Source organism: Streptomyces sp. NPDC050806 (assembly GCF_055586425.1).
Map to the genome: position 1 here is coordinate 1 of NZ_JBVJIF010000017.1, position 23,347 is coordinate 23,347.

15 protein-coding genes are annotated in these 23,347 nt (G+C 71.8%); 9 read left to right on the forward strand and 6 right to left on the reverse strand.

Annotated elements, in window-relative coordinates; all coding sequences use genetic code 11:
* Nucleotides 1-305 precede the first annotated feature (305 nt).
* Nucleotides 306-866 (reverse strand): MarR family winged helix-turn-helix transcriptional regulator, encoded by a 561-nt coding sequence (locus ACZ6WH_RS37300; RefSeq protein WP_432856404.1) that lies wholly within the window; start codon nucleotides 864-866, stop codon nucleotides 306-308.
* 258 nt (nucleotides 867-1,124) lie between these two features.
* Between ACZ6WH_RS37300 and ACZ6WH_RS37305 the strand changes: the two genes are divergently transcribed.
* Complete coding sequence (locus ACZ6WH_RS37305) at nucleotides 1,125-2,411, forward strand: MFS transporter (RefSeq protein ID WP_469734397.1); 1,287 nt, start codon at nucleotides 1,125-1,127, stop codon at nucleotides 2,409-2,411.
* 146 nt (nucleotides 2,412-2,557) lie between these two features.
* Here ACZ6WH_RS37305 and ACZ6WH_RS37310 read toward each other — a convergent pair whose 3' ends face one another.
* Nucleotides 2,558-4,441, reverse strand: a complete 1,884-nt coding sequence (locus ACZ6WH_RS37310) for an ATP-binding SpoIIE family protein phosphatase (RefSeq protein WP_469734399.1) — start codon at nucleotides 4,439-4,441, stop codon at nucleotides 2,558-2,560.
* Between the two features lie 430 nt (nucleotides 4,442-4,871).
* Nucleotides 4,872-6,227 carry an NAD(P)/FAD-dependent oxidoreductase gene (locus ACZ6WH_RS37315; RefSeq protein ID WP_469734400.1) on the reverse strand — a complete coding sequence of 452 codons (1,356 nt, stop codon included), beginning with the start codon at nucleotides 6,225-6,227 and terminating at the stop codon, nucleotides 4,872-4,874.
* 443 nt (nucleotides 6,228-6,670) lie between these two features.
* Between ACZ6WH_RS37315 and ACZ6WH_RS37320 the strand changes: the two genes are divergently transcribed.
* Entirely contained in the window at nucleotides 6,671-7,483 is an 813-nt protein-coding gene (locus ACZ6WH_RS37320) for a TetR/AcrR family transcriptional regulator (RefSeq protein WP_469734402.1), read from the forward strand.
* A gap of 266 nt (nucleotides 7,484-7,749) precedes the next feature.
* The gene (locus tag ACZ6WH_RS37325; protein ID WP_469734404.1) at nucleotides 7,750-9,636 is read left to right on the forward strand and encodes a sigma-70 family RNA polymerase sigma factor; all 1,887 of its coding nucleotides are present in this window, start codon (nucleotides 7,750-7,752) and stop codon (nucleotides 9,634-9,636) included.
* 98 nt (nucleotides 9,637-9,734) lie between these two features.
* Here ACZ6WH_RS37325 and ACZ6WH_RS37330 read toward each other — a convergent pair whose 3' ends face one another.
* A complete protein-coding gene (locus ACZ6WH_RS37330; protein ID WP_469734405.1) occupies nucleotides 9,735-11,825 on the reverse strand; it encodes an asparagine synthase-related protein in 2,091 nt (696 codons plus the stop codon).
* A gap of 698 nt (nucleotides 11,826-12,523) precedes the next feature.
* On the opposite strand from ACZ6WH_RS37330, the gene ACZ6WH_RS37335 reads away from it, so the two are divergent.
* From ACZ6WH_RS37335 to ACZ6WH_RS37350, 4 genes are all read left to right on the forward strand, one after another.
* Nucleotides 12,524-14,107 carry an MFS transporter gene (locus ACZ6WH_RS37335; RefSeq protein WP_432856418.1) on the forward strand — a complete coding sequence of 528 codons (1,584 nt, stop codon included), beginning with the start codon at nucleotides 12,524-12,526 and terminating at the stop codon, nucleotides 14,105-14,107.
* 379 nt (nucleotides 14,108-14,486) lie between these two features.
* Nucleotides 14,487-15,926 carry an L-2-hydroxyglutarate oxidase gene (lhgO, locus tag ACZ6WH_RS37340; RefSeq protein ID WP_469734407.1) on the forward strand — a complete coding sequence of 480 codons (1,440 nt, stop codon included), beginning with the start codon at nucleotides 14,487-14,489 and terminating at the stop codon, nucleotides 15,924-15,926.
* Between the two features lie 433 nt (nucleotides 15,927-16,359).
* On the forward strand, nucleotides 16,360-17,355 hold the full coding sequence (gene trmB, locus ACZ6WH_RS37345) for a tRNA (guanosine(46)-N7)-methyltransferase TrmB (RefSeq protein ID WP_469734409.1): 996 nt from the start codon (nucleotides 16,360-16,362) through the stop codon (nucleotides 17,353-17,355).
* Nucleotides 17,356-17,657: 302 nt separating this feature from the next.
* Nucleotides 17,658-18,929, forward strand: coding sequence for a PrsW family intramembrane metalloprotease (locus tag ACZ6WH_RS37350; RefSeq protein WP_469734411.1), 1,272 nt, complete (start codon nucleotides 17,658-17,660; stop codon nucleotides 18,927-18,929).
* A 66-nt stretch (nucleotides 18,930-18,995) separates the two neighbouring features.
* On the opposite strand, the gene ACZ6WH_RS37355 is transcribed toward ACZ6WH_RS37350, so the two are convergent.
* On the reverse strand, nucleotides 18,996-20,720 hold the full coding sequence (locus ACZ6WH_RS37355; protein WP_469734413.1) for a GmrSD restriction endonuclease domain-containing protein: 1,725 nt from the start codon (nucleotides 20,718-20,720) through the stop codon (nucleotides 18,996-18,998).
* Nucleotides 20,721-21,265: 545 nt separating this feature from the next.
* On the opposite strand from ACZ6WH_RS37355, the gene ACZ6WH_RS37360 reads away from it, so the two are divergent.
* Both ACZ6WH_RS37360 and ACZ6WH_RS37365 read left to right on the forward strand, forming a co-directional pair.
* Nucleotides 21,266-21,727 (forward strand): very short patch repair endonuclease, encoded by a 462-nt coding sequence (locus ACZ6WH_RS37360; protein WP_469734415.1) that lies wholly within the window; start codon nucleotides 21,266-21,268, stop codon nucleotides 21,725-21,727.
* A gap of 115 nt (nucleotides 21,728-21,842) precedes the next feature.
* Nucleotides 21,843-22,142, forward strand: a complete 300-nt coding sequence (locus ACZ6WH_RS37365) for a hypothetical protein (RefSeq protein WP_469734468.1) — start codon at nucleotides 21,843-21,845, stop codon at nucleotides 22,140-22,142.
* A gap of 218 nt (nucleotides 22,143-22,360) precedes the next feature.
* On the opposite strand, the gene ACZ6WH_RS37370 is transcribed toward ACZ6WH_RS37365, so the two are convergent.
* Entirely contained in the window at nucleotides 22,361-23,335 is a 975-nt protein-coding gene (locus ACZ6WH_RS37370; RefSeq protein WP_469734417.1) for an aldo/keto reductase, read from the reverse strand.
* Nucleotides 23,336-23,347: the final 12 nt, after the last annotated feature.

Here is a 23,347-nt window from a genome sequence, read left to right on the forward strand (position 1 = left end):
CCCGCTTCGTGAAGCGTTCTTCGAATTTGGTTCCGATCCCCGTCGGCGGGGTTTTGCGCCTTCCGGCGTGGTCACTACTTTAGCGGTTTTCCCTGTCGGTTCATAATCGAGCCGGCCGGTTCGAATTTCGGCATGCCGAAATTGTTCCCGAGGGGAGGTCGTGCAGTAGTGGGTTGCCGCCGGTGCGGCGTGAGTGGCTGCCGCAAAACCGTTACGGCTGTGTGGCAACTCGGAGAACACTACGGACCGGGGTAGGCCGTGTCAACCGGGGTCTGGCCCGTCCCTCGCGGTCGTGACAGGGGTGTTCAGTCGAGGTCGGTGAGGCGGCCGTCCGCGTCCGGCTGGGCGTCCTCGACGCGGCGCAGCAGCCGGGTCAGTACGTCGCCCAGGAGCCCCCGCTCGCGGGAATCGAGGTCCTGGAGGAGGTCCTCCTCGAATACCGAGGCGAGGCGCATGGCCTCCAGCCACTTCCCCCGGCCTTCGTCGGTGAGCTCGACGATCACCCGTACGCGGTTGTTCTCGTCGCGCTCCCGGTTGACGAGTCCCTCGTTCGCCATGCGGTCGATGCGGTGCGTCATCGCGGCCGGCGTCAGGCCGAGCCGCTTGGCGAGCTCGCCCGGGCCCAGGCGGTACGGGGCGCCGGAGACCACGAGGGCCTTCAGCACCTCCCACTCGGCATTGCTGATCCCCAGCGTGGCGGTCTGCCGGCCGTAGGCGACGTTCATCCGGCGGTTGAGGCGCTGCAGCGCGGAGACGACCTTCTCCACCTGCGGATCGAGGTCCTGGAACTCGCGCTGGTAGGCCGCGATCTGTTCCTCGAGGCTCGGCTCGGCCGGGCTCTGGACCGCATCTGAGGGCTCTGACATGCGGCGCAGTATGGCACGGAACTGATTGGCGTTGAAGTCCTTGGCCATGTACTCTTTAGCTTCGAACTTTAGAGTTGAAGTCTTGAGCTTGTGACTGTCCGGGACGGACCGAACACGTTGCGGCTCTCCTCTTCCTCTGAAGTCCGCCAGTGCTGGGGGGGCACCTGAGCCTGCTCCGGGGGACCACATCCCGCGTGCGCCTTACCCCGCCCTGCACACATCCGTATTCGACGACCTTCTCGACCTAGGTAGGTGAGTGTGACCACCGCAATGGGCGCCGCGCTGCGCCGGATCCAGCTGGGCAACGCACTGAGCGCGTTCGGCAACGGCTTTACGGTCCCGTATCTGTACGTCTACGTGGCGAAGGTGCGTGATCTTGGTGCGAGTACGGCGGGTGTCGTGCTCGCCATGCTCGCCGTCGCCGCGCTCGTCGTGCTGCCCTTCACCGGTCGTGCCATCGACCGGCGGGGTCCGCTGCCGGTGGCCGTGGTGGGCACGTTCGCCGCCGCTCTCGGCGCGCTCGGCCTCGGGCTGTCCGACAACGAGCCGATGGTGATCGCCTCGACCGTGGCGCTCGGCGCGGGAATCGCGGTCATCCAGCCCGCGCTGGCCACGATGATCGTGTGGTGCTCGACGACGGTGACCCGGTCGCGCGCCTTCGCCACCCAGTTCTTCCTCAACAACCTGGGCCTGGGCATCGGCGGTCTGATCGGCGGCATGCTCGTCGACGAGAGCGACCCGGCGAGCTTTGTGCGGCTCTTCGCCATCGAGGCCGTGATGTTCCTCGTGCTCGGTGCCGCCGTGGCGACCGTACGGCTGCCCAAGGCGCCCAAGGTCGAGGGCGAGGTTCCGGTCGAGGCGCGGGCCGAGGGCTCCTGGCGGGCGCTGCTCGCCGACCGCCGGATGCTGTGGCTCTGCCTGCTGGGGTTCGTGCTGTTCTTCGCCTGCTACGGGCAGTTCGAGTCGGGTCTCGCCGCGTACGCGACCGAGGTCACCCGCATCCAGCCTTCGACGCTGGGCATCGCGCTGGCGGCCAACACCGCGGCCATCGTGATGGCGCAGTTCGTCGTCCTGAAGCTGGTCGAGCGGCGCCGTCGCAGCCGGGTCATCGCGGTGGTCGGGCTCATCTGGACCGTGGCATGGGTCGCCGCGGGGCTGTCCGGCCTGGTGCACGGTGCGCAGGCGGTGGCCACGGGGCTGCTGATCTCCACGTACATGCTGTTCGGCGTGGGCGAGTCCCTGCTGTCGCCGACGGTGTCGCCGCTGGTCGCCGACCTGGCGCCGAGCCGGCTGATCGGTCAGTACAACTCGGTCTTCGCCCTGGTGAAGCAGCTGGCGCTCGCGATCGGTCCGGCCGTGGGCGCGCTGCTGGTCGGCCACGGCGCGTCGGCCGCGTACATCGTGATGCTGATCCTGTGCGCGCTCGGCATCTCGGCGCTGGCCCTGCGGCTGGGCCGGCTGCTCACCCCCGCGCAGGACAACCCGCGTGCCACGGCCACGCCGGTCGAGGTGCCGGTCAGGGACGAGGTGGCCTGCGTCGCGTAGCCCGTCCGGGAGGGGCCGGGTCCGTACTTCTGTACGGGCCCGGCCCCTTTCGTATGCGTCGTGCCCCGCGCCGCTTCGTAGGCGTCGCGTTCCCGCGTCGAGTCTTCGTGCCGCGTCGTCGTGCCGGCGCGCTACTCACTCGCGCACTACTCACTCGGCAGGGCGAACTCGCACCACACCGCTTTACCGCCGCCGGGGGTACGCCGCGAGCCCCAGTTCGAGGCGATGGTGGCGATGATCGAGATGCCGCGGCCCGCCTCGTCCACCGGCTCGGCGCGGCGGCGGCGCGGCAGGTGGTCGTCGCCGTCGGTGACCTCGACGATCAGCCGGCGGTCCGTACGCCGCAGCCGCAGCCGCATGGGCGGCGTGCCGTGCTGGAGGGAGTTGGCGACCAGCTCGCTCGCGGCCAGTACGCCGAGGTCGTGCAGCTCCGGTGAGAAGCGCCAGGAGGCGAGCACCCCGGAGGCGAAGGCACGGGCGCGCGGCGCCGCCTCCGTGCCGCCGTGCAGCTCCAGCGCGGCGTTGTGGAAGAGCTCGGCCTCGGGGCCCGTGCGGTCCGGGTGCTGGAGGACGAGGACGGCCACGTCGTCGTCGTGGTCGTTGGTGATGCCCAGCGAGCGCAGCAGGCGGTCGCAGATGATGTCGGGGGCGCCGGTCGCGCCGGCGACGGCGTCCTCCAGGGCGGCGACGCCCTCGTCGATGTCCTTGTCGCGGCGTTCGACCAGACCGTCCGTATAGAGGACGGCCGTGGAGCCGGGGCTCAGCGGGAGGCTGCCGGAGGAGTGCAGCCAGCCGCCCGTGCCGAGGGGCGGGCCGGTCGGCTCCCCGGCGCGGTGGACCGTGCCGTCCCGGTCGCGGACGAGGATCGGCAGGTGCCCGGCCGAGGCGTAGACCAGGCGTCCTTCGTTGGGGTCGTGCACCGCGTACACGCAGGTGGCGATCTGGCTGGCGTCGATCTCCGCGGCGAGGCCGTCCAGGAGCTGGAGGACCTCGTGCGGCGGGAGGTCGAGCCGGGCGTAGGCGCGGACGGCCGTACGGAGCTGCCCCATGACGGCGGCGGCGCGCACCCCGCGGCCCATGACATCGCCGATGACCAGCGCGGTACGGCCGGCGCCGAGGGTGATCACGTCGTACCAGTCGCCGCCGACCGCGGCGTCGGTGCCGCCGGGGTGGTAGATCGCGGCGACCCGGAGGTCGTCGGGCTGCTCCAGTTCCTGCGGAAGCAGGGAGCGCTGGAGGGTGACGGCGGCCTCGCGCTGGCGGCGCTCCGCTGCGCGCAGCCGCTCGGCGGCCTCGACCTGGTCGGTGACGTCGGCGGCGAAGACGAGGACGCCCTTGTGCGGCGCGACGCAGGCGATCTCCGGGTCGGGGGCCGGGGTGCTGGCGGCGGCGACCTCGATGGGGGTGCAGGTGAACGTGTAGTAGCCGTCGCGGCTGAGGTCGGAGCCGGCACCGCCGGGGACCTTGCGGGCCTTGACCGTACGGGGCTTGCGGCTGCGCAGTACCTGGTCCATCAGCGGCAGCAGGCCCAGTTCGTCGAGCTCGGGGAGGGCTTCGCGGGCGGTCAGGCCGGCCGGGCGGCTGCCGAAGACCTTGGCGTACGCGCCGTTGACGTACGCGATGCGGTGCTCGGGGCCGTAGACGACGGCCACGAGGGCGGGGATGGTGCCGAGGATCTCGTGGGCGGAGAGCGCGTCGACCGTGGGCGGCTGCGTACCGGACGCGGCGGGGCCGTGCCCTTCGGGGCGTCCGGCGCGGGCGGCGGGGACCGAGCCGCCGGCGGCCTCCGGCGAGGTGCCCGCGGTGTCCGTCGCGGTGCTCCCGGCGGGGGTCGCCGGGTCGGCCTCGGCCCGGTCCGCGGCGTCGGCGGGCGGGGTGGCGGCGCCGGAGGGCCCGGTGGGCTGCCCGGTCGAGGGAGGGGTTCTCCGGGACGGCTTGGGTGACGACGCGTCCGGCGCCGCACCGTGGTCTGCCCGCGCGGCACGGCGCTGCGTACCGGGGAAGCGGGCGCTCCAGCGAGTGAAGTTCACGGAGGTGTACCTCTTAGATCGCGACGCGGCGCCGAGCCGGTCCGGCGGCCGGGAAGTGCCTCCCGGCCGTTGGCCGGCGGAAGGTCGGGCGGAGGCGCGCCGAGCGCCCTCTGGCGTGATGCAGCAAACGTCCCAATTCCTCGCGCTTGTCACTCTTTGCAAATACGAGCCCACCCATGGTCACACGTCCAGTGTGACCGACCGGACTGACATCCGTCAGACGCCGGAGTGGCGGGTGGAGTTCCTGGCCTGGTAGAGCACCGCCCGTTCGACTGAACGCAACGGTGAACGTATGACCGACGACGGCATATGGTCCAGGGGTATGCAGCGGTCGGCACCGCATGCGCGGTGCCGCACACCGTACGGAGGGCGCCGCGCCGCGGCGGACGCCCGGCCCCGGAGGGACGTCAACCCCGTGCCCCGTGCGGCGTCAACTCGCCCCGTTGGGCCGCCCCGTGCCCGCCGCGAGTTCGAACTCCGCCCTGGGGTTCTCCAGCGACCCGAGCGAGACGATCTCGCGTTTGAAGAACGCGGCGAGCGACCATTCGGCGAGCACACGGGCCTTGCGATTCAGGGTCGGGACGCGGCTGAGGTGGTAGGCGCGGTGCATGAACCACGCCGGATAGCCCTTCAGCTTCCGTCCGTACACGTGGGCCACGCCCTTGTGCAGCCCCAGGGAGGCGACCGAGCCGACGTACTTGTGGGCGTAGTCCTCGACGGGCTCGTCACGTAGGGCCGCGGCGATGTTCTCCGCGAGCTTCTTGGCCTGGCGCACGGCGTGCTGGGCGTTGGGCGCGCACTCCGTACCGGGCGTGTCGGCGGTGACGTCCGGTACGGCGGCGGCGTCGCCGGCTCCCCAGGCGTGCTCGACGCCCTCCACACGGAGCGCGGCGGTGCACTTCAGGCGGCCGCGTTCGGTGAGCGGCAGGCCGGTCGCGGCGAGGATGGGATGCGGCTTGACGCCCGCCGTCCACACGAGGGTGCGGGTCGGGAAGCGCGCGCCGTCGTCCAGGACGGCGACGCGGTTCTCGCACGTCTCCAGGCGCGTGTTCAGCCGCACATCGATGTTGCGGCCGCGCAGCTCCCGTACGGCGTACTCGCCCATCTCCGCGCCCACCTCGGGCAGGATGCGGCCGGTCGCCTCGACCAGCAGCCACTTCATGTCCTCGGGCCGGACGTTGTGGTAGTACCGCACCGCGTACCGGGCCATGTCCTCCAGCTCGGCGAGCGCCTCCACGCCCGCGTAGCCGCCGCCCACGAAGACGAACGTCAGCGCGGCGTCCCGGACGGCGGGGTCGCGGGTGGAAGAAGCGATGTCGAGTTGCTCCAGTACGTGATTGCGCAGCCCGATGGCTTCCTCGACGGTCTTGAAGCCGATACCGAAATCGGCCAATCCGGGGACGGGGAGCGTGCGCGAGATCGAGCCGGGCGCGAGCACCAGCTCGTCGTACTCCATCTCGACCCCGCCGGCGCCCTCCTCCTCCGTGGCCAGCGTCTTCATCGTGGCCGTGCGCTTGGCGTGGTCGATGCCGGTCACCTCGCCGATGACGACATGACACCGGTCCAGGACGCGGCGCAGGGGGACGACGACGTGCCGGGGCGAGATGGAGCCGGCCGCCGCTTCGGGCAGGAACGGCTGGTAGGTCATGTACGGGTCGGGATCGACCACGACGATCTCGACCGTGCCGCCCTGCAGTTCCTTGCGCAGCTTCCGCTGCAGGCGGAGGGCGGTGTACATGCCGACGTATCCGCCGCCGACTACGAGAATGCGCGCCGGGTGCTTCACAGAGGATCTCCTCGCGACGTCGCCCGTGGCCCGTGGGGTGCGTCCGGGGGCGTCGGTCCGGCCCCGGCGGAGCCACGATCAAGTAGCCGTGTACCCGCTCCGGGACACAGCATTTCTCCATGACGCACCCCCGCCGTCTCTTTGTCCACAGGGAAGGCGAAATACGGACGGTGGGCCGGGCCCCCCGTTGGAACCCCCGCTTCCGCCGGTGTGGAATGAGGTCCGCAGGTCAGGCGGGGGTACGAGATGGCGGGAGTGTACGGAAACGGGGCGGATCGGGCCCGTACTCCGTTCGAGGGGCGGACTGTACGGAACTGCCCCCTTCATTCTTGACCTGCGCTCAACTATGTTCGTACTTCGTCGGGGTGGAGCCGGAAGCTGGCAGCCCCGGCAGTCAGGGCGGGGAGTCTCCGGGGGGAGACGTCATTACCGGGGGATCATCTATGCACATGCAGAGTTCTCATTGGCCGGCGGCGGTGGCGTCCGCCGGCGACCGGACCGGCGGCGTGAGCGAGGCAGGCGTACCCGGCCGGACCACACCGCTCCGGGTGGACGCACAGCGCAACCTGGAACATGTTCTGCGAGCTGCCCGTGAAGTCTTCGGCGAGCTGGGATACGGCGCGCCCATGGAGGACGTGGCGCGCCGGGCCCGGGTCGGGGTGGGCACGGTCTACCGCCGCTTCCCGAGCAAGGACGTGCTGGTCCGCCGCATAGCGGAGGAGGAGACCGCACGGCTGACGGACCAGGCGCGCACCGCGCTCGGGCAGGAGGAAGACCCGTGGTCGGCCCTCTCGCGCTTCCTGCGCACGTCCGTGGCGTCCGGCGCCGGCCGGCTGCTGCCGCCGAGCATCCTGCGGGTCGGCAGCGGCGTGGACGGGGCCGACGGGCTCGCGGAGGCACGGGTGCCGCAGCAGCGGACCGCGCCGGAGCCCCCGGTGGCGCCCGGTGAGCTGCGCATCGTCGCCCAGCGCACATCGCCGGACGACGAGCCGGCACAGCCGCACTCCAACGGGCAGGGGCCGGAGGTGTCCGCGGCCGACAGCGGGGGCGCACAGGCCCTCCTGGACGTCGTCGGGCAGCTCGTGGAGCGGGCGCGCGAAGCCGGGGAGCTGCGCGCGGACGTGACGGTCTCCGACGTGCTGCTGGTGATCGCGACGGGCGCGCCTTCACTCCCGGACGCCGCGCAGCAGCAGGCCGCCTCGGCGCGGCTCCTGGAGATCCTGCTGGAGGGCCTGCGCTCGCGGCCGGTGGCCTGAGCGGACGGTGGTCTGAGCGGACGGTGGTCTGAGCGGACGGTTCGTACGGCGTGGCCGGGGCTTCTGCCCCGGCCACTGTCGTGTCACGGGCCGTCACGGCGTCCCCCGAAACAGGGATCATGCCCCGTGCGGGTGACTCCTAGAGCTGCTGCGCGGCAAGTCGCCCCGGACGAGTGATTGCGCCACACCCCCGTAAGGCTTCAGCCATCGTTGTGGCAGTCTTGCGCGATGGTCAGACTGGTGGCGTAGTTCCGGGGGCCTCGGCAATGACATTTGAGGGGCGCGACGAGCGCGACGACCGCGGCGCCGGCGCGGGCGGCGTCGCCGGCTCCGGCCATGGCGCCGGTCCGCGGGCGAGCCGGCCGGAGACCGTACCGCAGCAGCGCATACCGGGCGCCGACACGTCCGGCGCGGCCGATCAGGCGCCGCCCGGCACCGAGCCCGGGGCGCCGCCGTCCGACACCGAGCTGGTCTCCCGTATGCGGGCCGGTGACGACAGCGCCTACGAGGAGCTGTACCGCCGGCACGCAGAGGCCGTACGCCGCTACGCCCGCACCTGCTGCCGGGACGCGCACACCGCCGAGGACCTGACGGGCGAGGTGTTCGCGCGCACGCTGCAGGCGGTGCGCCGGGGCGCAGGGCCGAAGACCGCGGTCCGCGCGTACCTGCTCACCACCGTGCGCCGCGCGGCCGCCGACTGGGTCAGGACGGCCAAGCGCGAACAGCTGGTCGAGGACTTCGCGGTCTTCGCGTCCTCGGCGGCCGGCTCCTCGTTGGACGACGACACGCTCGACCTCGGAGCGGACGTGCGCGCGATGCACGAGGCGGAGCGTTCCATGGCCGTACGGGCGTTCCGCAGTCTGCCCGAGCGCTATCAGACGGTGCTGTGGCACACGACCGTCGAGAAGGAGTCGCCGAGCGAGGTCGCGCCGCTCCTCGGACTGTCCGCCAACGCCACCGCCGTACTGGCGCACCGGGCCCGTGAGGGCCTCAAGCAGGCGTACCTCCAGGCGCACGTGAGCGCGTCGCTGACGTCCGGCGGCGACTGCGCGCGGTACGCGGACCGGCTGGGCGCGTACGCCCGTGGGGGCCTGCGGGTGCGGGCCGAGCGCGGGCTCCGCAAGCACCTGGAGGAGTGCGCGCGCTGCCGGCTGGCGGCGCACGAGGTCGCGGACGTCAATCAGCGGATCGGCGCGGTGCTGCCGGTCGCGGTCATCGGCTGGTTCGCCGCCGGGTACGCGGTCAAGGCGGCGGCCGGGGTCGTCGGAGCCGCCGGAGCGGGCGCTGCGGCCGGTACCGGCGCGGCCGCGGCCGCCGGTGGCTCGGGGCACTCCGCGGGCGCGGGAGCGGCCGCCGAGGGGCTCGGGACGCCCGCGAAGGTCGGCATCGGGGCCGGGCTCACGGTCGCCGCCGCCGGGGTGGCCATGGCGCTGGCAGGTCTCCAGGACCCGCCGAAGACGCACGCCGAGCCGCCCCCGCCCGCCCCGTCGAGACCGGCGTCGCAGAAGCCGGAGCCCACCCCGAAGCCCGAGCCGCCCGCTCCGGAGCCCGCGCCGTCGAAGCCGGAGCCGTCGAAGCCCACGCCTCCGAAGCCGAAGCCGACCCCCGAGCCGAGGAAGCCGGCCCCGAAGCCCGAGCCGACGCCGCCCCCGAAGCCGGCGCCGAAGCCCACGCCGCCCCCGAAGCCGGCGCCGAAGCCCACGCCGCCGCCCCCGGCGGCGCCGTACCCGGTCAACACCCTGGACTGGGACTTCACGGGCGACGACAGCAAGCCGGAGGTCCGCACCACGGAGAGCAGCTTCCTGTGGAAGCGCCAGAGCGGCGTCAGCATCGGCGGCAAGCACTACGCGCACGGAGTGACGACCCACGCGCCCTCTTCGGTGACGATCGACCTCAACCGCGAGTGCACGGCGTTCGACGCCTACGCGGGCGTGGACGACCTGGGCCTCGGACGCGGCGCCGTGCGCTTCTCGGTGTACGCGGACGGGGTGCGGCAGTGGAGCTCGGGCGTGGTGCGCGGCGGTGACGCGGCCGTACCGGTGCACGTGCCGCTGAGCGGCCGTACGACGCTCCGGCTGGTCGCCGAGCCGCGGACGCCCGCCGACACGCTGGCGTTCAGCGACTGGGCACAGTCACAGATCAGCTGCCGGTGACCGTCCGCCGGCCGTCCGCCGGGGCTGCGTGCGCGCCCCGGCGGCCCCGCGAGGCGCCCTCCGGCAGCTCGTGAGGGCGCCCGTACGGCCCGCGCGGCTCAGAGCGCGAGCCGCTCGACGCCGCTCGCCACGGCGCGCTGTCTGGGGGCCGCTGCGCCGGTCCAGCAGGTGCCCCGCCGGGCGAGCAGGCGGCGCAGCCACAGCTCCGTGGAGACCAGCTCCGCCAGGCCGTCCAGCGGCAGCGGCACGCCGTCGGCCGCGGCCCGCAGCGCCTTGCGTACGACGCGGGCCTCCACGAGCCCGGCGTCGGCCAGCAGGGGCGCGTCGAAGAGCCGGATGAGGTCGTCCAGGGCGGCGCGCAGCCCGGCCCGGACCGCCGCCGCGTGCGTCACGTGCGAGGTGGCGCCCCACCCCGGGGGCAGGTCGCGGATGCCGGCGCCGGAGAGCACCGCGCGCAGCACCGAAGCGCGTGCCCCCGGTTGCACCCGGAGCGTGTCCGGGAGCGCGCGGCAGGCCAGTACCACCTGGTTGTCCAGAAAGGGCGCGTGCAGCCGCTGGTTGCGTACCTCGGCGGCCTGCTCGAAGACCCGGTGGTCGGCGGCGTGCCGGGCGAGCGCGGCGCGCGCCCTGCGCTCGCCGGGACGCCCGACGGCCGGTGAGCGGAGCGCCGCGTCGCTCAGCCGAACCGATACTTCAGCGAGCGCCTCGCCCGTGAGCCAGCGCGCGGCGGGGCCGGGCCGGCACCACGTGAGGGCCGCCAGCGAGGCGTCCACGGCGCTGCCCGCCACCGGCTCGTCGGCGAACTCCCGTCCCAGCAGCCGTCCGGCGGCCTCGGAGACCCCCGCCCCGTAGGGCGTACGGGCGAGCCGGCGCGCGGCCCGGTAGACGGTGAACGGTATGAACACCGAGTGCGCCGCCGCACCGTCGGCCTTCGCCAGCGCCGTGACGGGCCGCAGCAGATGCCGCCGGCGCCGGTCCAGCAACAGGTCCGCCAGGCGCGCCGGATGAGCGTCCAGGACCTGCCGCGCGCCGTGCCCCACGAAGTGGTCGGCGCTCCCGGAGAGCAGCCGCCTGCGGTGCCGTTCGGCGGCGACCATCGAGGGCCCCGGTTCGTCGGTGAGCGGGCCCGCCCCGAGGTCCGCGTACGGCAGCGCCTCCTCGCCCGCCGCGACCACCACGTGGTGCAGCCGCGGGTTGTCCGCGAGGGTGCGGGCACGTTCCAGCTCGGCCTCGTGGTACGCCCTGCCGCCGTTGGTGGCCCGGTCGTTGAAGGTCACCGCCAGCAGCCGCTCGCCCTGCCCGTTGAGCCGGCCCGGCTGCCCCGGCAGACCGGCCGCGAGCAGTGCGAGCGTGCCCGAGGCGCTGCCGCCGGAGAGGTCGGCGCCGACGCCGGGTGCCGGTGCGCCGCGCGCGGCCCGCCGGTCGGCGGGGCCCATGCCGGGCACCGGGCCGGGGTCCAGGCCGCCGGGAGAGCCCGGGCCGCCCCGGGGGTCCGGCGCGTGCCGCGGGGCCGCCAGACGCGCGCGTACGGCCTCCACCAGCGCCTCCCGGACGCCGTCCACGGCCTGTTCGGGAGCGAGTTGGGGTGCGGAGACGGCGAGCGAGTGGGTCTGCTCGTACGAGGTGATCTCGCTGGACCCGCCGCGCAGCACGAGGGAGTGGCCGGGCGGGACGCGCCGCACCCCCGCGTACGGCGTCCCGTGGCCGAGCGCCTCGGGCGCGTCCGGGCAGGCCAGCAGCGCCGCGAGGTGCCCGACGTCGAGGCTCGCCTCGACGAGGTCGGCGAGCGGCAGTGCGGCGGTCGCGTAGGCCGTACCGCCGGCCCACCGGGTGTGGAAGACCGGGCGGGCGCCGGCCAGGTCGCCGGTGACGGTCAGCCGCCGGCCGACCTGCGCGACGGCGGTGTAACTGCCGGGCCAGGCCGTGAGGTGGCGCAGCGCGCCGCCGCGCGCGGCCAGCAGGCCCACCCGCAACTGGTCGTCGGTCGCGCCGCAGACCCCGAAGACCGCGATCCTGGTCTCGGGGTCGGCCTGCACGACGCGCACCTCATCGGGGCGCCAGTCGCCCACCGCCCACAGGGGATCGGGGTCGCCCCACAGGAGTTGGGCACCCACGGGGAGCACCGCGCGGCTGTCATCGGTGAGGTCCGGGCCCGTGGCGGTACTGCTCCACCCCACCAACCAGCGCATCGCGGCCTCCCCGCCGTCTCCCCGTCGCTCCGCACACCGGTCACGGGGGCGCTCGGCCGCCCCGTACGGCGCATGGCACAGCTGTTGTGCGGACCACTCTGCCACGACAGGACCCGCTCGGAGGCGGCATGGGGGCGGCGTGTGCGTGTGCCGCCGCGGCATCCCGAAAGCCCTTGCGACGCCCGCGGCGAGAAACCGTCGGGTGGCGGTATTCAGCCAAAGTCCGTTCCGTACCGATACGTTGCGGAGGGGAGCGCTCTCGGCGCAGTTCCGGCGCATTCAGGGGCGGCCGGCCGAGTACGTGCTCCGTACCACGGACCGAACGGTCCGCCCGGCGGTCCCGTTTCCCTCCGTTGCGTAAGTGATCGCGACAGTCCGGGAGGTGGGACTCACCCCCCGGACCGGACCGCCACCCGCGGGGAATGAGGTGGCGGTGTCCCCCAGCCCACTGGATCCAGTGCAGCGGGCCGACCCACGCAGGTTCCATGGAAACGTGCCCGCCACGGACCGGCCAGCGCGCACGGACGGGCGCACGGCAACACGTACCCGGAGCACATGCCCACGTCCGTCCTCCCCTCCGGACATGAATCTCGCCATCCGGGACACCGGCCCTTAACGGTCGGGATTCAGCGAACTACTCTGGGTGGACGCATGCCCCGGGGAGTACGGGGTGGCCGTCGCTTGGTCGAGGGGTGCGCATGTCCAGGGATACTCGCGGGCCGAACGAAAAACTCGGCACCGTTCTCGCCCTCGCGGGGATCAGTAACGCCGGGCTCGCCCGTCGGGTCAACGACCTCGGTGCACAGCGCGGGCTGACGCTTCGATACGACAAGACGTCCGTCGCCCGGTGGGTGTCGAAAGGCATGGTCCCGCAGGGTGCGGCGCCGCATCTGATTGCGGCTGCGATCGGCAGCAAGCTCGGCCGCCCGGTGCCGCTGCACGAGATCGGGCTGGCCGACGCCGACCCCGCGCCCGAAGTGGGCCTGGCCTTCCCCCGGGACGTGAACGCCGCCGTACGGTCCGCGACGGAGCTGTACCGGCTGGATCTGGCCGGACGGCGCGCGGGCGGCGGCGGCATCTGGCAGAGCCTGGCCGGTTCCTTCGCCGTCAGCGCATACGCCACACCCGCCTCCCGCTGGCTCATATCCCCCGCCGACAGCTCGGTGGCGCGGGGCGTCCCCGAAGCGGACACCGGACGCGGCGGCCCGCACGACACGGAGGCGGACGCCGGCCCCGATGGCGGCCCCTCGGGGCCGACCGTCTCGGCCGTCGGCACCCCGGGCGTCGTGGGCGTCTCCGCAAGGGACAGAGCCGCCGGCAAGGACGACTCCAAGGACCCGGCATCCGGCGGCGACCCGCTGCCCCAGCACGTCGGCCACAGCGACGTCTCCAAGCTGCGCGAGGCCGCCGAGGACGCCCGCCGCTGGGACTCCAAGTACGGCGGCGGTGACTGGCGTTCCTCGATGGTGCCCGAGTGCCTCCGGGTGGACGCGGCGCCCTTACTTCTCGCTTCGTACAGCGACGAGGTGGGGCGCGCGCTGTTCGGGGCCACCGCCGAACTGACCCGGCTGGCCGGCTGGATGGCGTTCGACACGGGCCAGCAGGAGGCGGCGCAGCGGTACTACATCCAGGCGCTGCGGCTGGCACGCGCCGCCGCCGACGTACCCCTGGGCGGCTACGTCCTGGCATCCATGTCGCTCCAGGCGACCTACCGCGGCTTCGCCGACGAGGGCGTCGACCTCGCCCAGGCCGCGCTGGAACGCAACCGCGGACTGGCCACGGCCCGCACGATGAGCTTCTTCCGGCTGGTCGAGGCGCGGGCCCAGGCCAAGGCCGGCGAGGGCCGCGCCTGCGAGGTCGCGCTGAAGGCGTCCGAGGGCTGGCTCGAACGGTCGCGTGAGGGCGACCCGGACCCGTCCTGGCTGGACTTCTACTCGTACGAGCGCTTCGCCGCAGACGCCGCCGAGTGCTACCGCGACCTCAGACTTCCGCGCCAGGTACGGCGCTTCACGGAACAGGCCCTGTCCCGCCCCACCGAGGAATTCGTGCGCTCGCACGGCCTGCGGCTGGTGGTGTCGGCGGTGGCCGAGCTGGAATCAGGCAATCTCGACGCGGCCTGCGCTGCGGGCACCCGCGCGGTCGAGGTGGCCGGGCGGATCTCCTCGGCCCGCACGACGGAGTACGTCCGCGACCTGCTGCACCGGCTGGAGCCGTACGGCGACGAGCCGCGCGTGGTGGAGCTGCGCGAACGGGCCCGGCCGCTGCTGGTGGCGCCGGTCTAGGAGCTGGGGGTCCGATCCCTGGGCGGGCGTCCGGCCCGTACGCGGTGGGCGTCGGCTTCGGGGTGCGCGGCCGGGCCGGGGCGCTCGGCTTCGTCATGCGTGCGCTCGGGCTCGGGGCGTGCGCGGCCCCGCCAGGTGCCGTACGTGCCGGTCCTACGCCGTGAGCGGGCTTCTGTCCGCCCCTGACCGGTTCGTGATCCGCTCTTTCGGTGGCTTTTGCGGCTCGTCCCGCGACTGCTCCCGGCGGACCGGCGCTGGTCACCGCGCTGTCCGCCGTACGGGTGACGAACCCGGTGCCGATCGGATGTCAGTGCCCCCCGTCATGATGGGTATGTCGGTCGTGACGTGACGTTGCTCGTGATGGGGAGGTGCTGCCGCGATGGCGTTCGAGCAGGCGGAGGGGCGGCCCGAGGGGGAGGCGCCCGAGGGGTCCGCGGCAGCCGCGCGGCGTGCGGAAGCAGGCGCGAAGGAGCCCACCGGCGCGGGACGAGCCGCCGCGCGCCCCGCCGGCGCCCCCTCCGCTCCCCGGTCCACTCCCGAATCCGCGAGCGCACTGACCGGTCCCACCGACCCGACCACCCCGGAGGCCCGGCCCCGGGCCACCGGCCCGGCTCGCCGCTCCGACTGCGATGTCGTGATCATCGGCGCCGGCATCGTCGGCCTCTCGACGGCGTACGCGATCACCCGCGCCGCGCCCGGCACCCGCGTCGTCGTCCTGGAGAAGGAGCCCGGTCCCGCCCGCCACCAGACGGGCCGCAACAGCGGCGTGATCCACAGCGGCATCTACTACCCGCCGGGCTCCCTCAAGGCGCGCTTCGCGCTGGAGGGCTCGGCGGAGATGACCAAGTTCTGCGCCGAGCACGACATCCCGCACGAGATCACCGGCAAGCTGATCGTCGCCACCGACCGCGCCGAGCTGCCCCGCCTGCACTCCCTCATCCAGCGCGGCCGGGAGCACGGCCTGCCCGTCCGCGAGCTGGGCCCCGCGCAGATCCTGGAGTACGAGCCCGAGGTGCGCGGCCTCGCCGCCATTCACGTGGGCACGACCGGCATCGCGGACTTCGGCGCCGTCGCCGCCCGCCTGGGCCGCCTCGCGACGGAGGCCGGCGCGCGCATCGAGTACGGCGCCGACGTACGGACGATCGGCCGCCGCGCCGGCCGCGTCGCGGTCCGTACGGCCGGCGGCCGGGTCGTCCGCGCCCGGGCACTGGTGAACTGCGCGGGGCTGCAGTGCGACCGCGTCGCCCGGCTGGCCGGCGACGCCCCCGGGATGCGCATCGTCCCGTTCCGCGGCGAGTACTACTCCCTCTCGCCCGCGCGCGACTCCCTCGTACGCGGCCTGGTCTACCCCGTCCCCGACCCGGCCTTCCCCTTCCTCGGCGTCCATCTGACCCGCGGTATCCACGGCGACGTGCACGTCGGGCCGAACGCCGTGCCGGCCCTGGCGCGCGAGGGGTACGACTGGCGCACGGTCCGGCCCGGCGAGCTGGCGGGCACGCTGGCGTACCCGGGCGCGTGGCAGATAGCCCGTCGCCACTGGCGGTACGGCACAGGGGAGCTGCACCGCTCCCTCTCCAAGCGCGCTTTCACGGACGCGGTCCGCCGCCTGCTCCCGGCCGTCACGGCCGACGACCTCACCCCCGCCCCGGCCGGGGTGCGCGCCCAGGCCGTCCTCCCCGACGGCACCCTCGTCGACGACTTCCTCATCACCGAGGGCCCGCACACCGTCCACGTCCTCAACGCCCCGTCCCCCGCGGCCACCGCCTCCCTCCCCATCGGCCGCGAGATAGCGGAACGCGCGGTGCGACTGCTGGGGTGATGGGGTGGCGGGCTGCGGGCTGCGGGTGCGGGCTGCGGGTGCGGGCTGCGGGCTGCGGGCTGCGGGCTGCGGGCTGCGGGCTGCGGGGAGCTTGGGGCACGCGGGCGCACGGGGGCTTGCGGGCACGCGGCCGCACCGGGGGGCTGGCGGGCACGCGCCTGGGCGGGGGCTTGGTCCCACGCCGCTTGGCCGGCTTCGGAGGCAGGCGGCCAGGCGGCAGACAGGGCTGGCGGCGACCGGCGGCAGACAGGGCCGTCGGCAACCGGCGGCAGGCTGGGCGGCCGGGACCGGCGGCAGACAGGACCGCCTGCGACCGGCGGCCCCACGAGCAGGCGACGGCCCCCGCCAGCAGCCGGTGGCCCCGACAAAGGCAGCCAGGCCCCGCCCCGGCGTCCGGCTGGCCCCACTCACCCGCCCGTAGAATCGACCCACTGTGTCCGAGAACCCCGCCACCCCAGCCGAGCCCGCCCCCTCCGTACCCGGACGGGCCGCGGGTACCGCCCCCGAGCAGCACGTGGGCGACGTTCCCGTCCCGCCGGAGGCAACCCCGAAGGCCGACACGAAGGCCGACACGGAGACGGCGCCCCAGGCCGCAACCCAGGCCGCAGCTCAGGCCGCGATCCAGGCGCCGTCCGCGCAGAGGCCCCACGCCGGCGCCGGCACCGGCGCCGACGCTGACGCCGCCCCCCGGCCCTACGGGCGCGAGCCGATGTTCCCCCACGGCACAGGCCCGGCCGCCGACCCGGCGGGCTCGCACCACGAGCGACGCATCCGCTCGTTCCAGCCGCGCCGCAGCCGCGTCTCCCCCAGCCAGGCGGACGCGATCCGCCGCCGGTGGCCCCAGTGGGGCCTCGACATCGACGGCCTGTCCCGGATCGACCTCGACAAGCTGTTCGACGGCCTACCCGTCGTCCTCGAAATCGGCTTCGGCATGGGCGAGGCGACGGCCCAGATGGCCGCCGCCGACCCGGACACCGGGATCCTCGCCTGCGACGTCCACACCCCCGGCCAGGGCAACCTCCTCGCCCTCGCCGAGCGCAACGGCCTCTCCAACATCCGGGTGGCCAACGGTGACGCGATCATCCTGCTCCGCGAGATGCTCGCCCCCGCCTCCTTGGCCGGTCTGCGCGTGTACTTCCCGGACCCGTGGCCCAAAAAGCGCCACCACAAGCGCCGCCTGATCCAGCCGGAGTTCCTCTCCCTGGTGACGACGCGGCTCGCGCCCGGCGCGATCGTGCACTGCGCGACCGACTGGGAGCCGTACGCCGAGCAGATGCTGGAGGTCCTGAGCGCCGAGCCGACGCTGGAGAACTGCCACGACGGCTACGCGCCCCGCCCGGACTTCCGCCCCCTCACCAAGTTCGAGGGCCAGGGCCTGGACAAGGGACACGTCGTCCACGACCTCCTCTTCCGCCGCCGCGCCGACTGACGCGGCGACACCGGTACCGAGCGCCGCGGCGCACCGAGCAAAGCCGCCGCGGCGCACCGGGCCCCTTCTCGTGCTTCTCGGATTCCTCGGACGGGCATCCTCCTCGTACGGGCCTCCTCGTACGGGCCTCCTCCTGGGCATCTGGCCCGTAACCACCCCTTCCACCCACACCAATCGGCCCCGGTGGGCGACTGCGCGCGCCGCCGCCACCTGGTGGTTACTGTCGAAGAGTGCACCCGTCGCAGCCGTCACCGGACCGCCCCTCGGGTCCCTCGTACGGACCGCCGAGCGGGCCTCCGGCCATGCCTCCGGCTCCCGACGGCAGACCGACCTCCCGCGGACGGATATCCCGCGGGCCGGGCCCCCGCAGAGCGCTGTTCCGCGCCCTGTCCCTCCTCACCCTCGTAGCCCTGCTGACCCTGTCCGGCATAGCCATCCTGACCATGGTCCGCCGGCAGACCGGCACCGAAGGGTTCCTGGTCGGTTTCGCGCTCGCCGTCTTCCCCGTCCCGGTACTGGTCACGGCCTTCCGCTGGCTCGACCGCGTGGAGCCGGAGCCATGGCGCAACCTCGCGTTCGCCTTCGCCTGGGGCGCCTGTGCCGCGACCCTCGTCGCGATCGTCGCCAACGGCTTCGCGACCCACTGGCTCAGTACGAACATCGCCAGCGTCTCCCCCACCGACGCGGAGACCTGGAGCAGCACGGTGGTGGCGCCCGTCGTCGAGGAGTCGGCGAAGGCCGCCGCGATCCTGCTCCTCTTCGTCTTCCGCCGCCGGCACGTCGACGGCATCACGGACGGCATCGTCATCGCCGGCCTCACAGCCACCGGCTTCGCCTTCACCGAGAACGTCCTCTACCTCGGCAACGCCGTCGGCCGCGACCTCTCCCTCGGCTCCCTCAGCCTGCACTCACTGGCCGGGCTCGCCGACTCCCTCACCGCGGGCACCTTCTTCGTACGCGTCATCATGTCGCCGTTCGCGCACCCGCTCTTCACGGTCCTCACCGGCCTGGCCTTCGGCATCGCCGCGACCCGCTTCCCCCACCACCGCCCGCTGCGCCTGGCGCTTCCCGCCCTGGGGCTGACGACGGCGATCCTGCTCCACTCCATATGGAACAGCGCGTCCTCCCTCGGCAGCTTCGGCTTCCTGGCCGTCTACGGGCTCTTCATGGTCCCGGTCTTCGCGGCCGTCTCCTGCCTCGCCGTCTGGTCGCGCCGCGAGGAACTTCGTTCCCTGCGTACCTACCTCCCGCCGTACGCGGCCGCCGGCTGGCTCACCCCGACCGACCCGCTCACCCTCTCCTCGCTCAGGACGCGCGCCCTCGCCCGTACGATCGCCCGCCGCACTCACGGCCCCGCCGCCGCCCGCGCCGTCACCGAATACGCGGCCCTGGCCACGTCCCTCGCCTTCCTCCGCCGCCGAGCCCACCGCACCGGCCCCACCCCCGACTTCCACACCCGCGAACGCGCCCTACTCCACCACCTCTGGCAAACCAAAGCCTTGGCCCACCCGGCGTTGACCCACGCGCATCACAGTCGGCACGCTCCCGACTCAGGCACTTCAGCGCCCCGCTGACATAGGCGCCCGTTGACGCGCATCACCCCCAAGAGACGCGGCCTAAATCATCGCTCACCACCTGACCTATTCGTCCTCAAGACTGCGCCCCGTCACCCTCTCGATCAGTTGCACAACCGTCTTGAGGCGCTCGTCAAGAAACACGGGGTAGTCGTCCGTCTTTATTCCGCTGTTCGCATCACTCTTGATCGCGTGAGACGCCAGGACGGACTCCAATTTCTCTTCCCCGTAAGTTTCAATCATTTCCTTCAAGTACTGGCTTGGGGCCTTGTCCTTGATGATGCGATTTGTCTCGGCATCTATAAGACTTCTGTTGAGCAGTAGCTCCGGGCTCTCCGAGCTTCTCACGCGCGTGAGGTAGGCCTTTGGGAAAACGTGGTGCGAATCGATCTGCACCTCACCAACCCGGTAAGGCGTCATGGCCTGCCCGGTATGAAAGTCCTCAGCCCTGGCTGTGGCCAGTAGACACATCAACCCGCAATAAAGCGCCTTCCTCCGAACGGAGGCAGACCGAAGCGTGGAAGAACTCAGCGGAAGTTCATTCAGCGCTTCCGGCGCTTGACCTGCACCAGAGATGACCCAGTTCTTCAGGCGCGCATAATCAGCGCCAGCCTGACTGTTGGCTCCTTGGTCATAATTGGTGGTGAAGACGCTGCACCAGAAGAACTGCTGGAGCCTGGAGTAGGAAGAAGCTCGGTCGAGAGGTTCCAGTTTCTGTATGTCCGCCCAGACGGCACCCATCGGTATCAGCAGCATGCCGTAAGGAAGCCACTTCGGCGCTACGAGACCGCAGTCGGATTGCAGCATGTCGATGACACCGGCTATGCCCTTTACTACCGACGTCCAGTGCTCGGATATATCTGCAGCGGTGAGCTTCTTGAGCACATCCGACCGCTGAGCGGATCCATGCGATCGGAGACATACCGACTGAAGAACGCTGTAAGGGTCCACCTTGAAGTCGACCAAGGCTTTATAGCCCTCTTGAGCTTCAACCCACAAATCCCGCAGGTTTACTCCCTGGGGGTAATATCGAGCCGTCAGAAGCTCGAATGGGCCCAACGGCTTACCCGTACGGTTGAGCGTCTCAAAGATAGTACAAACGGCTTCAATGGGCGTCGTCTCAGGTAGCGTCAGAACCGGCACACCGTACGAACGCAATGGAACGATGTACTTATCTCGCATCCTCCTGTAGAGCGACTTCAAGAACTTCGCACTGAACTCATCACTGATGCTTGTGAGTTCATCTACGTAGTCATCCAGCCAGTCGTCGAAGCTACCGACGTCGTGCACTGGAAAGTGAGACATGCCAAGCAGTTCGTCATTCTTCTTCGCTTGCGCCTTACTCGCAGCCACCGGGACGGATATCACCGCATCGTCGAAATTCACCTCATGAAATTCCCGCACGCTGTCTTTATGCAGATCGACAAACTCGTCGACCTTGAGGTAAAATTTTTCGTCACCCGAACCTGTAAGAGCTTGATATAGAGCAGTGAGACGCTGCTGACCGTCCAGAACGAGTTCCGTAGGTTTCTTGCCAGCCAGTTCTGGAGCACCTTCAAAGTTCCGGCTGGCGAATGTTTCAGTATCCCCTTGCTTCCAGAGAAGTAGGGTGCCGATTGGAAACTCTGAGACAATGGACTGGATCAATTCCTCAGTCCTGGTCGCATCCCAGACAAAATTCCTCTGAAAATCAGGCAAGGCAATCTCGCGCCCATGGATTCGCGTTACCAGATTCGACAGCTGCCGCGGGACCGTTTCAAAGATGGGGTCCGATTCATATGCGCTCGTCATGGGCCACCCTGGTGCGATCGATCTTGACTGTGGAGAGGTTGAACTCCGCGACAACGAGCCGGTTCGAGGGCGCCGGCGCCAGGCGCTCCCCACAGGCCCCCGCAGCTCTTGCGCCGAGCCCGTCCAGCCGCTGTGCAGCACCGTGCGCCTCCGCAATCTCACTGAGCAACACACGTAACCTCATGGACAAACCATACGCTCAAGGCAGCAACTTAGGTCTGATATCGATCAGTTCATGCCGTCCGCAAGCGACGTCCTTGGCTTCGCTTTCCTCGACTCAACGCTCTTGGCTGCTGGCGCTACGTCAGTCGTCCAAGAGGAGCCGAGCGCTCGTGAACGCACCTGGGAACCTCAGAACGCTCCGCCCCCAACTTGTACGAGGGCCTGGGGCCACGACCGTGTCCCGTAGCCGAGCACGTGCGTCGGAGAGTGGGACCCCCGCCTGCTCGACAACAGCAACACCGAACAGGCGGCCCCTCCCCCGCACCTGACTGCGACTTCGCGGAGGACATCGCGATCCAAGTACTCGCCGGCTGTCCGGCACAATGGGCACCGTGCCTGTCACGCCCTCCTCCCCCGGTGTATCGGCGCGCATGAGTCGCCAGGCCAGCAAGGACACCTCTGTGGAGATGGCCGTCCGCCGCCTGCTCCACGCCGCCGGGATGCGCTACCGGCTGCAGCGACGCGTGCCCGACATGCCACGTCGAACGATCGACATCGCCTTCCCCGGCCTCAAGGTCGCGGTCTTTCTCGACGGGTGCTTCTGGCACGGCTGCCCTCAGCACGCGACCCACCCGAAGGCGAATGCCGAATGGTGGCGGCAGAAGCTCGACCGCAACATGGCGCGTGACCTGGAGACGACCGAACACCTCACCGCCACCGGCTGGACGGTGCTCCGCTTCTGGGAGCACGAAGACCCCGCAGAGGTCGCCACACGCATCGCCTCGGCGTTCGCCGCCAAACGGGCCGGGAAGACCGCCACCGGCCCGTCCGACCCACCGGACTGAGTCCGGCGTCCGACGCCTGCCCGTACCCGCGAGGCGGGTGGAGGCAGCGGCATGGACGAGTACGACCGAGCGTAAGGTCATGCGGAGAGATGTCCATGATGTGGAGGTTGTGACGATGGCTCGGGTTCCGGCGAGTGTGGTGGCGGCTGCTGGGCTGGTGGGGGGCTATGGGGTGGCTCGGTGGACCAAGAAGCGGCCGCTCGGTGGGGTGGCGTTGGCGGCGGCCGGGGCCGTGGCTGCTCGGGAGTGGCAGCGGAAGGGTGGGAACGGTACGGCCGCGGCGTTGAGCGGGTTGTATGTCGCCGCTTTTGCCGGGTCGCATCCGCTGGCCAAGAAGGTGGGCGCCTGGCCCTCGGTGTTCGCGGCGGCCGGGGCCGTGGCGGCTACGTCGTGGGCGGTCGTCGACCGGAAGTGAGCACAGGTGAGCCGAGCCTGAGCGGTTGTGTGCCGCATCGGCTGAGGGGCGGGCGTACGCGAGGATGTACGTCCGCCCCTCTGTGTGCCTGTCTCCTGCGCCCCTCGGGCCCGGGGGATGGTCTCTGCGCCCCTCGGGCCCGAGGGTGGCTCCTGCTCCCCTCGAGTTCAGGGGATGGTGGATGGTCCCTGCGCCCCTTCGGGGGCGGGGGATGGTGATTACGCCGAGGCGGCCGTCAGGAGCTTGAGGTCCTCGTCGGGGAGGGTGAGGGTGCCGAGGGCCATGAGGGCCGGGAGTTGGGCGACCGTGCGGGCGCTGGCGATGGGGGCCGTGATCGTGGGCTGGGCGGCGAGCCAGGCGAGGGCGACGGTGGCCTGGTCGGCCTCGTGGCGCTCGGCGACCTTGTCGAGGGCGGCCAGGACGCGGCGGCCGCGCTCGGTGGCCAGGTGCTCGGCGGCCTTGCCGGAGCGGGCGCTGTCCACGTTCGTGCCCGGGCGGTACTTGCCGGTCAGGAAGCCGGAGGCGAGGCCGTAGTACGGCATGGCACCCAGGCCGTAACGGGCGGCGACATCGCGCAGCGGGCCCTCGTACGTGTCGCGGGAGACGAGGTTGTAGTGCGGCTGGAGGGCGACGTACTTGGTCAGACCTTCGCGGGTGGAGAAGTCGAGGGACTCCTGCAGGCGCTCCGGGGAGATGTTGGAGGCGCCGATCTCGCGGATCTTGCCGGCCTTCACCAGCTCGTCCAGGGCGGAGATGATCTCGGAGACCTCGACCGACTCGTCGTCGTAGTGGGTGTAGTAGAGGTCGATGTAGTCGGTGCGGAGACGGGCCAGGGAGTCGTCGACGGCCGCCTTGATGTTGGCGGCGGACAGGCCCTTGCGCTCGGGGAGTGCGCCGACCTTGGTCGCGATGACGAGGTCGGAACGGTTGCCGCGGGCGGTGTGCCAGTCGCCGATGATCTTCTCGGACTCGCCGCCCTTGTTGCCGGGCACGAAGAAGGAGTACGCGTCGGCCGTGTCGATGAAGTTGCCGCCGGCCGCGGTGAACGCGTCCAGCACCTCGAAGGACGTCGCCTCGTCGGCGGTCCAGCCGAAGACGTTGCCACCGAGGGACAGCGGCGAGACGGAGAGCGAGCCGAGCGGCTTGGAGGAGGGCACCGGGCCGGGAACGGAAGCAGGAGTGGAAGTGGCCATGTTTCCGTTCAG